16 protein-coding genes are annotated in these 14,414 nt (G+C 64.6%); 12 read left to right on the forward strand and 4 right to left on the reverse strand.

From position 1 onward, the window contains the following. Positions 1-18 precede the first annotated feature (18 nt). Complete coding sequence (locus WN73_RS15810) at positions 19-2,712, forward strand: bifunctional acetate--CoA ligase family protein/GNAT family N-acetyltransferase (protein ID WP_271553657.1); 2,694 nt, start codon at positions 19-21, stop codon at positions 2,710-2,712. A 110-nt stretch (positions 2,713-2,822) separates the two neighbouring features. Here WN73_RS15810 and WN73_RS15815 read toward each other — a convergent pair whose 3' ends face one another. Next, complete coding sequence (locus tag WN73_RS15815; protein ID WP_028174474.1) at positions 2,823-3,311, reverse strand: phage holin family protein; 489 nt, start codon at positions 3,309-3,311, stop codon at positions 2,823-2,825. Further along, on the reverse strand, positions 3,312-3,587 hold the full coding sequence (locus tag WN73_RS15820; RefSeq protein ID WP_011088807.1) for a hypothetical protein: 276 nt from the start codon (positions 3,585-3,587) through the stop codon (positions 3,312-3,314). A 174-nt stretch (positions 3,588-3,761) separates the two neighbouring features. Here WN73_RS15820 and WN73_RS15825 point away from each other — a divergent pair, with 174 nt between their 5' ends. From WN73_RS15825 to WN73_RS15835, 3 genes are read left to right on the forward strand one after another with little or no spacing between them, the layout of a single operon-like run. Continuing rightward, positions 3,762-4,898, forward strand: a complete 1,137-nt coding sequence (locus WN73_RS15825; RefSeq protein ID WP_182869056.1) for an ABC transporter permease — start codon at positions 3,762-3,764, stop codon at positions 4,896-4,898. A gap of 2 nt (positions 4,899-4,900) precedes the next feature. Next, the gene (locus WN73_RS15830) at positions 4,901-5,680 is read left to right on the forward strand and encodes an ABC transporter ATP-binding protein (RefSeq protein ID WP_028174476.1); all 780 of its coding nucleotides are present in this window, start codon (positions 4,901-4,903) and stop codon (positions 5,678-5,680) included. 3 nt (positions 5,681-5,683) lie between these two features. Next, the gene (locus tag WN73_RS15835; protein WP_011088804.1) at positions 5,684-6,787 is read left to right on the forward strand and encodes an ABC-type transport auxiliary lipoprotein family protein; all 1,104 of its coding nucleotides are present in this window, start codon (positions 5,684-5,686) and stop codon (positions 6,785-6,787) included. A gap of 6 nt (positions 6,788-6,793) precedes the next feature. On the opposite strand, the gene WN73_RS15840 is transcribed toward WN73_RS15835, so the two are convergent. Continuing rightward, the gene (locus tag WN73_RS15840; protein ID WP_011088803.1) at positions 6,794-7,111 is read right to left on the reverse strand and encodes a c-type cytochrome; all 318 of its coding nucleotides are present in this window, start codon (positions 7,109-7,111) and stop codon (positions 6,794-6,796) included. Positions 7,112-7,269: 158 nt separating this feature from the next. On the opposite strand from WN73_RS15840, the gene WN73_RS15845 reads away from it, so the two are divergent. The 3 genes from WN73_RS15845 to WN73_RS15855 all read left to right on the forward strand — a co-directional run bounded on the left by WN73_RS15845 (position 7,270) and on the right by WN73_RS15855 (position 9,214). Beyond that, complete coding sequence (locus WN73_RS15845) at positions 7,270-7,983, forward strand: helix-turn-helix domain-containing protein (RefSeq protein WP_011088802.1); 714 nt, start codon at positions 7,270-7,272, stop codon at positions 7,981-7,983. A gap of 94 nt (positions 7,984-8,077) precedes the next feature. After that, positions 8,078-8,203, forward strand: coding sequence for a hypothetical protein (locus WN73_RS15850; RefSeq protein WP_256380426.1), 126 nt, complete (start codon positions 8,078-8,080; stop codon positions 8,201-8,203). Positions 8,204-8,485: 282 nt separating this feature from the next. After that, positions 8,486-9,214 (forward strand): Crp/Fnr family transcriptional regulator, encoded by a 729-nt coding sequence (locus WN73_RS15855; RefSeq protein WP_011088801.1) that lies wholly within the window; start codon positions 8,486-8,488, stop codon positions 9,212-9,214. A gap of 10 nt (positions 9,215-9,224) precedes the next feature. On the opposite strand, the gene WN73_RS15860 is transcribed toward WN73_RS15855, so the two are convergent. Next, complete coding sequence (locus WN73_RS15860; RefSeq protein ID WP_182869054.1) at positions 9,225-10,001, reverse strand: cyclase family protein; 777 nt, start codon at positions 9,999-10,001, stop codon at positions 9,225-9,227. Positions 10,002-10,357: 356 nt separating this feature from the next. On the opposite strand from WN73_RS15860, the gene WN73_RS15865 reads away from it, so the two are divergent. The 5 genes from WN73_RS15865 to WN73_RS15885 all read left to right on the forward strand — a co-directional run bounded on the left by WN73_RS15865 (position 10,358) and on the right by WN73_RS15885 (position 14,394). Beyond that, positions 10,358-10,618, forward strand: coding sequence for a hypothetical protein (locus WN73_RS15865; protein ID WP_182869052.1), 261 nt, complete (start codon positions 10,358-10,360; stop codon positions 10,616-10,618). A gap of 21 nt (positions 10,619-10,639) precedes the next feature. Next, positions 10,640-11,611 carry a TRAP transporter substrate-binding protein gene (locus WN73_RS15870; RefSeq protein ID WP_182869050.1) on the forward strand — a complete coding sequence of 324 codons (972 nt, stop codon included), beginning with the start codon at positions 10,640-10,642 and terminating at the stop codon, positions 11,609-11,611. A 66-nt stretch (positions 11,612-11,677) separates the two neighbouring features. Further along, a complete protein-coding gene (locus WN73_RS15875; protein WP_182869048.1) occupies positions 11,678-12,226 on the forward strand; it encodes a TRAP transporter small permease in 549 nt (182 codons plus the stop codon). Continuing rightward, on the forward strand, positions 12,217-13,509 hold the full coding sequence (locus WN73_RS15880) for a TRAP transporter large permease (protein WP_011088797.1): 1,293 nt from the start codon (positions 12,217-12,219) through the stop codon (positions 13,507-13,509). Before WN73_RS15875 ends, WN73_RS15880 begins: the two co-directional genes overlap by 10 nt. Before the next feature lie 78 nt (positions 13,510-13,587). Beyond that, on the forward strand, positions 13,588-14,394 hold the full coding sequence (locus WN73_RS15885; RefSeq protein ID WP_011088796.1) for an SDR family NAD(P)-dependent oxidoreductase: 807 nt from the start codon (positions 13,588-13,590) through the stop codon (positions 14,392-14,394). Positions 14,395-14,414 lie beyond the last annotated feature (20 nt).

The raw sequence follows: 14,414 nt of genomic DNA on the forward strand, positions 1-14,414 counted from the left end.
CGGGGCGCATTTGCTTTCATGTCCACCTATCGCCTGAAGAACCTGCTGTCGCCGCGTTCGGTTGCGCTTGTCGGGGCGAGCGCCCGTCCGGTTTCCGTGGGGCGCGCCGTTCTGGAGAACATTCGCAAGGCTGAATTCACGGGACAGTTCGGCCTCGTCAATCCGCGTCATGCCGAGATCAGCGGCGTTGCCGCAGTGGCGAGCCTCGACAGGCTGGCATTCGTGCCCGAGCTCGTGGTCATCACCGCGCCGGCCCGGGAGGTTCCCGGCATCATCGACCAGGCCGGACGGCGCGGCTCGGCGGGCGCACTGATCGTCACGGCCGGACTCGGCCATGGGCCGGGATCGCTGCAAGAGGCCGTGATCGCCGCGGCTCGCAAATACGGCATGCGGCTGATCGGGCCGAACTGCCTCGGCATCATGATGCCCGGCGTGAGCCTCAATGCCAGTTTTGCCGCGCACATGCCGGGAGCTGGAAATCTCGCGCTGATTTCGCAATCCGGCGCGATCGCCGCCGGCATGGTGGACTGGGCCGCGCAGCGCGGCGTCGGCTTCTCCGGCATCGTCTCGATCGGCGACCAGATCGACGTCGATATTGCCGATCTGCTCGACTATTTCGCGATGGATCACAAGACCCGCGCGATCCTGCTCTATATCGAGGCCATCAAGGACGCGCGTAAATTCATGTCGGCGGCACGCGCCGCGGCGCGTGTGAAGCCGGTTGTCGTGGTGAAGTCCGGCCGCATGGCGCAGGGTGCGAAGGCGGCAGCGACCCACACCGGCGCGCTTGCGGGTGCCGACGCCGTCTATGATGCGGCGTTCCGCCGCGCGGGTATCCTGCGGGTCTCCGATCTGCGCGAGCTGTTCGACTGCGCCGAGACGCTCGGCCGCGTCGAATCGCCGACCGGAAAGCGCCTCGCCATTCTGACCAATGGCGGCGGCATCGGTGTCCTCGCCGTCGATCGACTGGTCGAGCTTGGCGGAATTCCCGCGTCCATCTCGGCGGATGCCCGCAAGAAACTCGATGACGCGCTGCCGCCGACCTGGTCCGGCGCAAATCCCGTCGACATCGTGGGCGATGCCGATGCAGCGCGCTACGCGGCGGCGCTCGAGGTGCTGCTCGCCGACGCCGACAATGACGCAGTTCTCGTCCTCAACGTGCAGACGGCGATCGCCTCGGCTTCCGACATCGCGAGGACCGTGACGGAGCTCGTCGGCAAATATCGCGAGAAGCACCGCAGTTGGGCAAAGCCGGTGCTTGCCGCCTGGGTCGGGGCCGATCAAGCGATCATTCAGACGCTCTCCGGCGGGGGCATTCCGAACTATCCGACCGAGGACGATGCGGTGCGCGGTTTCATGCATCTGGTCCGGCACCGCGAAGTGGTCGAGGAACTGAGCCAGGTTCCCCCTGCAATGCCCGACACGTTCGTGCCTGACGCCCGGGCGGCCAGGCAGATCGTAGCCGCAGCCATCGCCGATGACCGCAAATGGCTCGAGCCTGTCGAGATCAAGCACCTGCTCGAAGCCTACGACATCGCGATGGTGCCGACCTATGCCGCGGCCGACGTCGAGCAGGCCGTGGCGTACGCGAACGAGATGTTCGCGCAAGGTGCCACCGTCGTGCTGAAGATCATGTCGCGCGACATCGTGCACAAATCAGATGTCGGCGGCGTCGTTCTCAATCTGACGACGCCGGAGGCGGTGCGTGCGGCTGCCTCCGATATTCTCGCCCGGGCAAGGAAGCTGCGGCCCGAGGCCCGTATCGGCGGCGTCATCGTCCAGGCGATGGTCGTCAAGGCGAAGGCGCGCGAGCTGATCCTCGGTCTTGCCGACGATCCCACGTTCGGCACCGTCGTCGTCTTCGGCCGGGGCGGAACGGCGGTGGAGATCATCAATGACAGGGCGCTGGCGCTGCCGCCGCTCGATCTGCAACTCGCCCGCGACTTGATCGACCGCACGCGGGTCTCGCGGCTGCTGCGCGCCTACCGGGACGTGCCGGCCGTCAAGCAGGACGCCGTCGCCATGGTGCTGGTCAAGCTCGCCCAGATGGCGGCCGATCTCCCTGAGATCCGCGAGTTCGACATCAACCCGCTGCTCGCGGACGAGACCGGTGTGACGGCAGTCGACGCCCGTGTCGCGGTGGGGCCGTCGCAGCGGAAGTTTGCCGGCTCAGGCCCCGCCAATTTCGCCGTTCGCGCCTATCCCTCGCAGTGGGAGCGCCGCCTCAAGCTCAAGGACGATTGGCGCATCTTCGCGCGGCCGTTGCGCCCCGACGACGAGCCGACCATCCACGAGTTCCTGCGTCATGTGACGCCTCACGACCTACGCCTTCGCTTCTTCGCGCCGATGAAGGAGTTCACCCACGAATTCATCGCGCGCCTGACCCAGCTCGACTACGCGCGCGCGATGGCTTTCATCGCATTCGACGAGGCTACCGGCGAGATGGTCGGCGTGGTCCGGCTCCATTCGGACTCGATCTACGAGAGCGGTGAATACGCGATCCTGCTGCGGTCCGATCTCAAGGGCAGGGGGCTTGGATGGGCCCTGATGCAACTGATCATCGACTATGCGAGATCCGAAGGGCTGAAGGCCATATCGGGCGACGTGCTTCAGGAGAACACCGTGATGCTCGAAATGTGCCGGCAGCTCGGTTTCGAGGTCAAGCCGGATCCGACCGAGCCTGATATCTGCGACGTCCGGCTGAAGCTCTGAGCGCGCCGGCTAAAGCATGATCCGGAAAAGTGCGTGTCGGTTTTCCGAAAAGATCATGCTCAAACAACAACCCAAAGCACGATGACGATTCATCCCAATCTCATCGCGCTTCAGGAGCGCGCTTCGGCCGACGTTGCAGCGGCAGTCTCCTTGGTCGTTTTCCGCAGGCTCTTGACGATGATCGCGATCAGCGGCACCAGCACCGGCACGATCGTGCTCAGCGGATGATGCACCGCGCCCGACACCTGGGTCTGGAGCGCGCGCGCCTCGAGCTGAAGGGCCTCGATGGATGCGCCGTGAATTTCATTGGCGAGCTCGATGTCGCGGCCGGACGGAGCCCGCCCGGCGATGACGAAGAGGACCGCCGCGATGGCAAAATTGACGGCGCCGAGGATGGCCGCTGCCGCAATTGCGCTCCAGATCTGGACCAGCGCGAAATAGGCCGACAGCTCCAGCATCAGGAGCCCGAATGCCGCGATCAATGCCGCAAAGGCGCGCAGGCCGAGGCCTACCAGCAGATGGCGCAGCCTGATGTCTGCGATGATCCTGTCGGTCCGCCACAGCACGCGCAGATGTTTGACGACGTTCTCGGTATTCACCTAGTGTCTCCTCAGCATGAAGCCGACGACGACGCCGAGCGCGAAGGCGGAGGCGAGCGACGTCATCGGGCGCTCCGCGATGAGGCCCTGAAGCTGCTCCTGCTCGTCGCTGACGGTTTCGCCGAGCTCGGCAAGCGCGGCCTTGATCTGATCGGCCAGAGCCTCGGCGCGGTCCTTCGAACTCTCGAACATTTCCTCGCCGGCCGTGCTCAGCAGGCGGGTGACGTCCACCTTCAACGTCCGCAGTTCTTCGCTCATCCTGTCGCTGTCGAACATGGATTTGATGTCTCCATTGAATGGAGCGAACCTAAGACCCGCCGGCGTGACCGCGCTTGATTTGCGTCAAGGGGTGGGCAGGGGCCTGCCCTTGAGACAGGTCAAACCGCCCGCCACACGCTGGCCTAGAAGTGGCGGCTGAATGGGGACCGATTGTCCCGATGAGGTGGAAGCGTGAACTCCGAACCGCTGTTGCTGGCAACGCCGTCTGGCGAGGGGCTGAAATTGCGCCCGCAAGGGTCCTGGACCGCGGCGAATGTGGCGATGCTCGAAACTCTGTCCCGCTCGGTCGGCGCGGATGTCGATCGATCCAGGGCCGTGACGCTGGACATGTCGGGCGTCAGTGCGCTGGATACGCTCGGCGCCTGGGTCCTGGAGAAGCTGTCGCGCAGGGCCGCAACGTCAGGCAGATCGGCCGAATTCGTCGGCGTCGCCGATCATTTCAGCGGTCTGATGGACGAGGTGCGTGAGGTTAACCGCCACACGCCGGCGCCGGCAGCTGCGCCAAATCCGCTTCTGCTCAGGCTCGGCGATCTCGGCAAGTCCACGGTCGGCGCGCGGGAAGACATTACGATCTTCCTGCAAATGCTCGGCGCATTGTTCATGGCCATTTTCGGTGTGCTGCGCCGGCCGCGGTCGCTGCGGCTGACGTCGCTGGTCTACCAGCTCTACCGCATCGGATGGCAGGCGATTCCCATCGTCGCGCTGATCACCTTCCTGATCGGCGCCATTATCGCCCAGCAGGGATTCTTCCATTTCCGCAGGTTCGGTGCTGAGTCCTATACCGTCGATATGGTGGGCATCCTCGTGCTGCGCGAGCTAGGCGTTCTGATCGTCGCCATCATGGTCGCCGGCCGGTCGGGGAGCGCCTACACCGCCGAGCTCGGTTCGATGAAGATGCGCGAGGAGATCGACGCGCTGTCGACGATGGGGCTCGATCCCGTCGGCGTCCTGATCCTGCCGCGTGTTGCGGCGCTGGTCATCGCACTGCCGATTCTCGCCTTCATCGGATCGATTGCCGCGCTCTATGGCGGCGGCCTGGTCGCGCAGTTCTACGGCGACATGGGGCCGGCGATCTACATCGCACGGCTGCATGAGGCCATTTCCGTCACCCATTTCGAGGTGGGCATCCTGAAGGCGCCGTTCATGGCGCTGGTGATCGGGATTGTCGCCTGTAGCGAGGGCTTGCGCGTCAAGGGCAGTGCCGAGTCGCTGGGGCGGCAGACGACGACGTCGGTGGTCAAGTCGATCTTCCTGGTGATCGTGCTCGACGGCCTGTTCGCAATCTTCTTTGCCTCGATCGGGATGTGACGATGGGCGAACCGCAGGAACAGTTCGCGATCCGCGTCCGCGACCTCGTGGTCGGCTTCGGCCGCCAGACGGTGCTCGACCATCTCTCGCTCGACGTTCGCAAGGGCGAGATTCTCGGGCTGGTGGGAGCGTCCGGCGGCGGCAAGTCGGTCTTGATGCGAACCATCATCGGCCTCATCCCGCGCCGAAGCGGTACCATTGAGGTCATGGGGCACGAGATCGGCGGCACGCATGACCGCGGCACGCAAGGCGCGGCCGCGACATGGGGCATCCTCTTCCAGCAGGGCGCGCTGTTCTCCTCGCTGACGGTCCGCCAGAATGTCCAGTTTCCGCTGCGCGAAAATCTCGTCCTGTCGCAGGAGCTGATGGACGAGATCGCGATCGCCAAGCTCGAAATGGTCGGGCTGCGGGCGCAGGACGCCGACAAATATCCGGCGGAGCTGTCCGGCGGCATGACCAAGCGCGTGGCGCTGGCGCGCGCGCTCGCGCTCGATCCGCCGATCCTGTTCCTGGACGAGCCCACCTCCGGCCTCGATCCGATCGCCGCCGGCGATTTCGACGCGCTCATTAAGACGCTGCAAAAGACCCTGGGACTGACCGTGTTCATGGTCACCCATGATCTTGCCAGCCTCACCACGGTCTGCGACCGCGTGGCCGCGCTCGCCGACGGCAAGATCGTTGCGATTGGCCCGATGCGCGACCTGCTGCAATCCGAGCATCCCTGGGTGCGCGCCTATTTCCACGGCAAGCGCTCGCAGATGCTGCAACACGAGATGAGATGAGACATGGAAACCCGCGCTCCCTACGTGCTGATCGGCACCTTCGTGCTGGCCGCGATCCTCGCGGTGTTCGGCTTCATCTATTGGCTGAACAACACCGGCGGCATCGGGCCGCGCACGAACTACCATGTGCAATTCCAGGGACCGGTACCGGGGCTCCTGGTTGGCGCCGGCGTGTTGTTCAACGGCATCCGCGTCGGCGAGGTGGCCCAGCTGGGGCTCGCGCCGGACAATCCGCGCTTCGTCAATGCGACGATTTCGGTTGCCTCCGCCACGCCGGTGCGCGCCGACACCAGGGTCGGGCTCGATTTCCAGGGGCTGACCGGCGTGCCGGTGGTGACACTGGAGGGCGGCATGATCGTCGCCAAATCCGGCGAGCCCCTGACCTTGATCGCCGAGGCCGGCGCCGGCCAGAGCATGACGCAGGCGGCGCGCGATGCGCTGCGACGGGTGGATTCGGTGCTGGAGGACAATTCCGGCCCGCTGAAGGACACCATCGCGAATTTCAAGACGTTCTCCGACGGGCTCGCGCGCAACACCGGCAAGCTCGACGGCATCCTGGCGGGTCTCGAGAAGATGACCGGCGGCGGCGCGCCGGCGCAGAAGATCACCTATGACCTGCGCACGCCGCAGAACCTCGGACCGGCCGCCAAGACGCTTTCTGCGTCGCTGGCCATTCCCGAGCCGACCGCGGTCGCGATGCTCCAGACCCAGCGCATGCTGTTTGCGCCGGTCGGGGATAATCCAGGCTTTGCCGATTTCCTCTGGGCCGACAGCATTCCAAAGCTGGTGCAGGCGCGGCTGATCGACAGCTTCGAGAACTACGACATCGCCCATGCGCCGTTGCGCACGAGCGATCTCGGGCAGGCGGACTACCAACTGCTGATCGACATCAGACGCTTCCGGATTGCCACGGACGGCGAGACAAGGGTCGAGATCGGACTATCGGCGCGGATCGTCGACAAGAACGGCAAGGTGGTCGCGTCCCGCCTCGTCGAGACCAGTGAGAAGCTCGACAAGGTCGAACCGGCCGCTGCGGTCGCAGCGTTCGACGCGGCTTTCGCCCGCATCGCCAAGGAACTGATCGGCTGGACGGTGCTGGCGGTGTGAGGCCGCCTATTCCAGCGTCTTGAGGTAGGACAGGAGGTCGTGGATCTGGTCCGGACTGAGCTCGAAGGCGGGCATGTCGGCGTGGCCCGTGTAGATGCCTTCGGCCAGCGCCTCGCCAAGGGTCGCGATCGGATAATTCCGGTGCAGCGTGCGCAGCGGCGGGGCGATCTTGAGCGGGCTCTCGGAGACGCGGTCGATCGCGTGGCAGCGCGCGCAATTGGCCCGTGCAAAGGCCTTTCCGCGTTGTTCGGCGGTCGGTGCCGCCAGCGCTGGCGTGATCAGAAAGAGGCCAATCAGGCCCTGGCGGAGCGCATGGTGAAGCATGGAAGGCGGGATCCCGTCGAACTCTCGGCGCAGAATAGAGAGAGGAGACCCGCCAGAATTGATCTGGGTCAACCGCGTTTGTGAGGGTGCAGTAAAATGCGGGTGCGTATGGCGGACTCGGCCGGGGGGCGGAGCTGGACCGACGCTAGGAGCGGTGGATGAAGCCTTCCGTGGTCATGATTGAACCAAACGGGCATTTCTGCAGCGATTGTGCCATACGCACATCGGCGGTTTGTTCGTCGCTGGATGCGGCCGAGCTCAGGGAATTCGAGCATCTCGGACGCCGTGTCCATTTTTCCTCAGGCGAGACCGTGTTCTCCGAGGAGGACATCACGACCTCGTTCTACAACGTTCTCGAAGGCGTCATGCGGCTGTACAAGCTGCTCCCCGACGGCCGGCGGCAAATCGTCGGCTTCGCCTTGCCCGGCGATTTCCTGGGGATGAATCTGTCCGGCCGCCACAATTTTTCCGCCGATGCAATCGGCGCGGTGACCGTGTGCCAGTTCGCGAAGGCGCCCTTCGGGCGTTTCATCGAGGAGCGGCCGCAACTGCTCAGGCGGATCAACGAGCTGGCCATTCGCGAGTTGAGCCAGGCACGCGACCATATGGTCTTGCTCGGCCGCCGCTCGGCGGACGAGAAGGTTGCGGCTTTTCTGCTTGGCTGGCGCGAGCGGCTGCTCGCGCTCAAGGGGGCGTCCGACACGGTTCCACTTCCGATGAGCCGGCAGGACATCGCCGATTATCTCGGCCTGACCATCGAGACCGTCAGTCGCACCTTTACCAAGCTTGAACGCCACGGAGCGATCGCCATCATTCATGGCGGTATCAGCCTGCTCGACCCGGCTCGCGTCGAGGCCTTGGCCGCGGCCTGACAGGCTTTTCACGATGCTCTCGGATTTTTGATCCCGATCAATGACGGTGGGCGCCGGCCGCAAATAATGCCCCTCAACACCCGGGAGGAGCACGATGCCTATTGACGCGTTGCTGATGACCATTGTCGTCGTGGCGATCTTCGTCACTTTCGCCGCAGCTCTGGCATGGGCGGACCGACAAACCAGCGCGGGCCGGCTCGACCCCGATTCCAAGCGCTGAAGCCCCTGATCGTAAGCCTCCTCTGACGCGCTAAGCGCCGACGCTCGCCCGGCCGGCTCTTGGCTGTCCGGCAGCGCCTCAACGCAATCGCGGCGTGCGGTGCCTGCAACTCTGCATCGACTGGGACGCATTGGCGCATCCTTCGGATGCCGCCCTTGAGCCGGGCGGCGGGCATTTTCGCCGCATTTGCCTTAAAGCGCGCGCATGCTTTCCGGTTGAAATGCCGGGCAACACTGACTACGCAGGAACTCCAGTGCCTCGCAGTCTTAGGAGCCCAGCGGCGTGCCTCAGGACAAGACCGGCGACCCCCGACAATCGGCGGCGAACAAATTATCGGTCCTGCGCAAGCACCCGATCTTCGCGGATCTGGAGCCGGATGCGCTCGATCAGCTCTGCCGCTACGCCAAGCACACCACCGTGAAGCGCGGTGCGACGATCGCCGCCAAGGGCGACCCCGGCAACAACCTGTTCGCGGTGATCTCGGGGACGGTAAAGATATCCTCCTCCTCGCCCGACGGGCGGAATGCCATTCTCAATCTCATCGGTCCCGGAGAAATCTTTGGCGAGATCGCGGTTCTCGACGGTGCGCCGCGTTCGGCGGATGCGACCGCCAACACCAATTGCGAGCTCTACATCATCGATCGCCGCGACTTCCTGCCGTTCGTGAAGAGCCAGCCGGCGCTGGCGATGAAATTCATCGAGCTGCTCTGCGCGCGGCTGCGCTGGACCAGCCAGCAGGTCGAGCAGGTGATCCTGCAAAATCTTCCGGGCCGGCTCGCAAGCGCACTGCTCGGTCTCACCGAAGAGCGCAAGTTCGACTCCGGCAGCGGTACGCTCGCCATCACCCAGCAGGAAATCAGCGAGATGGTGGGGATGACGCGCGAGAGCATCAACAAGCAATTGCGCGCCTGGGCCGGACGCAACTGGGTTCGCCTCGAGCACGGCGCCATCGTCGTGCTCGATACCGATGCGCTGCGCGAGCTCGCCGAAAGCGGCCTCGGCGGCGAGTGATTGCGTTCGCCTAACCGTCGATGATGGCGACCGCGCGGGTCCAGCCCGCGGAGGCGCGTTCGATCTTCACCGGGAAGCATGAGACCGTGAACCCGGCCGGCGGCAATCGATCAAGATTGTGTAGCTTCTCGAGGTGGCAATAGCCGATGTGACGTCCCGCCTTGTGGCCTTCCCAGATCAGGCCGGCGTCTTTTGTTTCGGCATATCTCTTCGCGGTGTAGACGAACGGAGCGTCCCAGCTCCATCCGTCGGTGCCGGTCAGCCGCACGCCGCGCTCGAGCAGATACATGGTGGCCTCGTAACCCATGCCGCAGCCGGAATTGACGTAGTCGGCCTGGCCGAATTTGGCGCCGGCGCTGGTGTTGACGACGACGATCTCCAGCGACGACAGCGTGTGGCCGATGCGCTTGAGCTCCTTCTCGACGTCGGCGGCGGTCACGACATAACCATCGGGCAGGTGCCGGAAGTCGAGCTTCACGCCGGGCTGAAAGCACCATTCGAGCGGCACCTCGTCGATCGTCCATGACCGCTCGCCGCGATTCATGGTCGGGTGGAAGTGCCAGGGCGCATCGAGATGCGTGCCGTTATGCGTCGACAACGAGACCTGCTCGACGGCCCAGCCCTGGCCGTCCGGCAGGTCCTGCGCCTTGAGGCCGTCGAAGAACTGGAGCATGCGCGGCAGGCCCTGCTGGTGATCGATGTAGTGGATCGTCGGGTGATTGCCCGGCGGGTCGGACGTCACGTCGTTTCTGAGCGGCACGGAGATATCGATCAGTGTCCGCGGCATGGGCATTCCCTTCGAGATGGTCCGGTCTGTTTCGGAGCATTTTGTGGGGGCTGCACCGGTGGCGTCAAGTAACGCTCCGGTAAGCCGAGAGCCCGCCTCACGCCCGAAACAATCGGGCCATTTCGGGAAAAGGGAAGCATCTGCCGCTTGCCTTGCCGGGGCGGCACGGCATCGATCGATGCAAGTCCGGCATCGATCGATGCCGGATTTGGCTTGGACTCAGAATGCCGCCCGCCCTAGGGACGACATTGGCGACATCGCGCCGACGCAGCGCGTACGCCGGGAAGGACGACCGTCTCGTCCGAACCTCCAAGCCGCAATCAATAGCGGTCGAGCACAAACCGAGAGGAACATCCATGGACACGACGAGCGTCGTTCGCCCGCATCCGGCATTGGCCGATGGCGAGGCGCGAGGGCAGGGAGCACTTGCCGCGCAGGCCCCCGCCCGAGGCAGCGCGATGAAGGCCGCGCCTTCCGCGCCGGCGATCATGAAGCAGTCAAATCCGCTCGACTCCGCCGTGCAATCCTACCAAGGTGGTGCGTTTGTAACGCTTGACTTTACACCTGAAGTGGAGCGACCCAGGGCGGCGCGCAGCATCTGCCCGACAACGACATAATCAACTCAGGAGGAAGCCCAGATGAAGACACTCACCGGTATCATCGCAGCCGCTGTGCTGGCGGTCTCAGCGCCCTTGGCGACCGCACGCGATTTCCGCTCCGCCGACATCCATCCCGCCGATTATCCGACCGTCGAGGCCGTCAAGTTCATGGGCAAGCAGCTCGCGACCGCGAGCGGCGGCAAGCTCGGCGTGAAGGTGTTTCCCAACGGCGCCCTGGGCTCCGAGAAGGACACCATCGAGCAGCTCAAGATCGGCGCGCTCGACATGATGCGGATCAACGCATCGCCGCTGAACAACTTCGTGCCTGAGACCATCGCGTTGTGCCTGCCCTTCGTCTTCCGCGACACGCAGCACATGCGCACCGTCCTTGACGGGCCGATCGGCGACGAGATACTGGCGGCGATGGAGCCCGCGGGCCTGGTCGGCCTTGCCTATTACGACAGCGGCGCCCGCTCCATCTACACCGTCAAGGCCCCGGTCAAGTCGCTCGCGGACCTCAAGGGCCTGAAGATCCGCGTCCAGCAATCCGACCTGTGGGTCGGCATGATCCAGAGCCTCGGGGCCAACCCGACGCCGATGCCGTATGGCGAGGTCTATACCGCGCTCAAGACGGGTCTGGTGGACGCGGCCGAGAACAACTGGCCTTCCTACGAGTCTTCGCGCCATTTCGAGGCAGCCAAGTTCTATAACATCACCGAGCACTCTCTGGCGCCCGAGGTTCTCGTGATGTCCAAGAAGGTCTGGGACACGCTGAGCAAGGAGGATCAGGCGATGATCCGCAAGGCCGCCAAGGAATCGGTGCCGGTCATGCGCAAGCTCTGGGACGAGCGTGAGCAGGCGTCCCGCAAGACCGTCGAGGCGGCCGGTGTTCAGGTCGTCACGATCGCCAACAAGGCGGAATTCGTCGACGCGATGAAGCCTGTGTACCAGAAGTTCGCCGGCGACGAGAAGCTGCAGAGCCTCGTCAAGCGCATCCAGGATACGAAGTAAGAACACGGCGGATCGGGTCCGGTGTCGCCGCCAGGTGACGCCGGGCCCTCGCGAAGGAGACGCGCGATGACAGACCCACACGTCGCAAGCCACGAGCAGGAGGTCGCCGGACGCCCGTCCACCGGCCTGCTGTCGCGGATCAATGCCCCCGTTGCGCGTGTGGGCATGTATCTGTCCGTGACCGGCCTGCTCGTCATCGTCACCATCGTGTTCTACCAGGTGTTCGGACGCTACGTGCTCAACTCCAGCCCGACCTGGACCGAGAACCTTGCGCTGGTCCTGATCCTGTACGTCACGCTGATCGGCGCCGCCGTCGGCGTGCGCGATGCCGGACACATCGGCATGGACAGTCTGCTGGTGATGCTTCCGGATAATGTGCGCGAGAAGATCGAGCTCGTGATCCACGTTCTGGTCGCCCTGTTCGGCGTTGCGATGGCCTACAATGGCTGGATCCTCGGGGCGTCGGTCGGCACCGTGAAGATTCCCAATCTCGGCCTTCCCGAGGTCATCCGCTACGTCCCGCTGATCGCCTCCGGCGTCCTGATCGTGTCCTTTTCAATCGAGCACATCATTGCTCTCCTGCGCGGCGAAGAGGTCGTCCCCTCATGGAACTGATCATCCTCGGCGCCTCCTTCTTCGGCTTCCTGATCCTCGGCGTCCCGGTCGCCTTCGCGATCGGCCTCTCGGCGATCTGCACCATCCTCTACGAGGGCCTGCCGGTTGCCGTCATCTTCCAGCAGATGATGTCGGGGATGAACATATTCTCGTTCCTCGCCATTCCGTTCTTCGTCTTCAGCGGTGAGCTGATGCTGCATGGCGGCGTCGCCGACAAGATCGTGCAGCTCGCCAAGAATCTCGTCGGACACATCCGCGGCGGGCTCGGCATGTCGAACGTGGTCGCCTGCACGCTGTTCGGCGGCGTATCCGGTTCGCCCGTGGCCGACGTGTCGGCGATGGGCGCGGTGATGATCCCGATGATGAAAAAGGAAGGATTCGACACCGACTACGCCGTCAACGTCACCACCCACGCCTCGCTGGTCGGAGCCTTGATGCCGACCAGCCACAACATGATCATCTATGCCCTGGCCGCCGGCGGCAAGGTTTCGATCGGCGCGCTGATCGCCGCAGGCCTTCTGCCGGCGCTCGTGCTGATGGTGTGCATGCTGGTCGCCGCTTACGCGGTCGCGGTGAAGCGCGGCTATCCGGCCGGCAAGTTTCCGGGCTGGTCCGAGGTTTTCCGTTCCTTCGCGGCGGCGCTGCCCGGCCTGCTGATCGTCGGCATCATTCTGGCCGGCATCCTGTCCGGCGTCTTCACGGCAACTGAATCCGCAGCGGTCGCGGTCACCTACACGATCCTGCTGACGTTCTTCATCTACCGCACCATGACCCTGCCGAACTTCCTGCGGGCCGCGGCGAAGGCGGTGAAGACGACGGGCGTGGTGCTGCTGCTGATCGGCGTCTCCACCATGTTCCAGTATCTGATGGGACTCTACGAGGTGGCCGATTTCGCCGGCGACCTGATGAGTAAGGTATCCACGCAGCCCTGGATCATCTTCCTGCTCATCAACGTCATCCTGTTCGTGCTCGGCACGTTCATGGACATGGCGGCGACCATCCTGATCTGCACTCCGATCTTCCTGCCGATCGCGATGAAGGCGGGCATGGATCCCGTGCAGTTCGGCATGCTGATGCTGATCAACTGCGCGCTGGGGCTGAACACTCCGCCGGTCGGAACGACGCAGTTCGTGGGCTGCGCCATCGGCGGCATCTCGGTGGGCGCGGTGATGCGCACCATCCTGCCGTTCTACGCCGCGCTGATCGCAGCGCTGATGTTCGTCACTTACGTTCCCGCATTCTCGCTGTGGCTGCCGCGCCTGCTGATGGGATACAAGGGATAGCTGCCGTGCGCGCGCCGGCACTTGGCCGGCGCACCGCGCTTGCGTAGTTTGCGTCACAACAACAGGGAGAATCTGTCCGTGACCGACTATCGCAAGCTCTTCGATCTCACCGGCAAGACGGCCGTCGTGCTCGGCGCCGCCTCGGGCATCGGCAAGTCGTCGGCCGAAGCACTGGCCGGGCTCGGCGCCCGTGTCGTCTGCGCCGATCGGGCGCTCGATGCAGCGGAAGCGACCGCCGCGGGCATTCGCGACAAGGGTGGCTGGGCGGAAGCTGCTAGCTGCGACGCCGCGATCGCTGCGGACGTCAACGCGCTCGCCAAGAGCGTGATGCAGAAGTTCCCGCGGCTCGACATTGCCGTGACGACGCCCGGGCTCAACATCCGCAAGACCATCCTCGACTACACCGAGGAGGATCTCGACCGTGTCCTTAACCTCAACGTCAAGGGCACGGTCTGGTTCTTCCAGGCTTTCGGCCGCATCATGGTCGGGCAGAAGGGCGGCAGCATCATCGCCTGCTCCTCGGTGCGCGCGGTGACCATCGAACCGGGCCTTGGCGTCTACGGCTCGACCAAGGCGGCGATCGGCCTCCTGGTGAAGGGCTTTGCCTCCGAGGTCGGTCATGCCGGCGTGCGCGTCAACGCCATCGCGCCGAGCATCGCCGAGACCGCGCTGACCGGCCCGTTCAAGCAGCGGCCCGACATCTACAATCTCTACGCCGGCCACACCGTGTTCAACCGCTGGAGCAGCGCCGACGAGGTCGCAACGGCGGTGGCCTATCTCGCCTCGGACGCCGCCAGCTATGTCAGCGGCAGCACGCTGTTCGTCGATGGCGGCTGGACCGCCGTCGACGGGCCGCCGACCGGTCTCACCCAGCTGCACAAATAGGGCGACGATCTGCGCCTAGT

This window comes from Bradyrhizobium sp. CCBAU 45394 (assembly GCF_028128655.1).
Lineage (GTDB): Bacteria > Pseudomonadota > Alphaproteobacteria > Rhizobiales > Xanthobacteraceae > Bradyrhizobium > Bradyrhizobium diazoefficiens.

What these genes read in the sequence shown, in the direction of transcription:
- WN73_RS15875 (WP_182869048.1), top strand. Translation starts at nt 11,678, where the DNA reads ATGACAGACCCACACGTCGCAAGCCACGAGCAGGAGGTCGCCGGACGC.
- WN73_RS15870 (WP_182869050.1), top strand. Translation starts at nt 10,640, where the DNA reads ATGAAGACACTCACCGGTATCATCGCAGCCGCTGTGCTGGCGGTCTCA.
- WN73_RS15830 (WP_028174476.1), top strand. Translation starts at nt 4,901, where the DNA reads ATGGGCGAACCGCAGGAACAGTTCGCGATCCGCGTCCGCGACCTCGTG.
- WN73_RS15820 (WP_011088807.1), bottom strand. Translation starts at nt 3,587, where the DNA reads ATGTTCGACAGCGACAGGATGAGCGAAGAACTGCGGACGTTGAAGGTG.
- WN73_RS15810 (WP_271553657.1), top strand. Translation starts at nt 19, where the DNA reads ATGTCCACCTATCGCCTGAAGAACCTGCTGTCGCCGCGTTCGGTTGCG.
- WN73_RS15850 (WP_256380426.1), top strand. Translation starts at nt 8,078, where the DNA reads ATGCCTATTGACGCGTTGCTGATGACCATTGTCGTCGTGGCGATCTTC.
- WN73_RS15880 (WP_011088797.1), top strand. Translation starts at nt 12,217, where the DNA reads ATGGAACTGATCATCCTCGGCGCCTCCTTCTTCGGCTTCCTGATCCTC.
- WN73_RS15860 (WP_182869054.1), bottom strand. Translation starts at nt 10,001, where the DNA reads ATGCCGCGGACACTGATCGATATCTCCGTGCCGCTCAGAAACGACGTG.
- WN73_RS15865 (WP_182869052.1), top strand. Translation starts at nt 10,358, where the DNA reads ATGGACACGACGAGCGTCGTTCGCCCGCATCCGGCATTGGCCGATGGC.
- WN73_RS15840 (WP_011088803.1), bottom strand. Translation starts at nt 7,111, where the DNA reads ATGCTTCACCATGCGCTCCGCCAGGGCCTGATTGGCCTCTTTCTGATC.
- WN73_RS15835 (WP_011088804.1), top strand. Translation starts at nt 5,684, where the DNA reads ATGGAAACCCGCGCTCCCTACGTGCTGATCGGCACCTTCGTGCTGGCC.
- WN73_RS15845 (WP_011088802.1), top strand. Translation starts at nt 7,270, where the DNA reads ATGAAGCCTTCCGTGGTCATGATTGAACCAAACGGGCATTTCTGCAGC.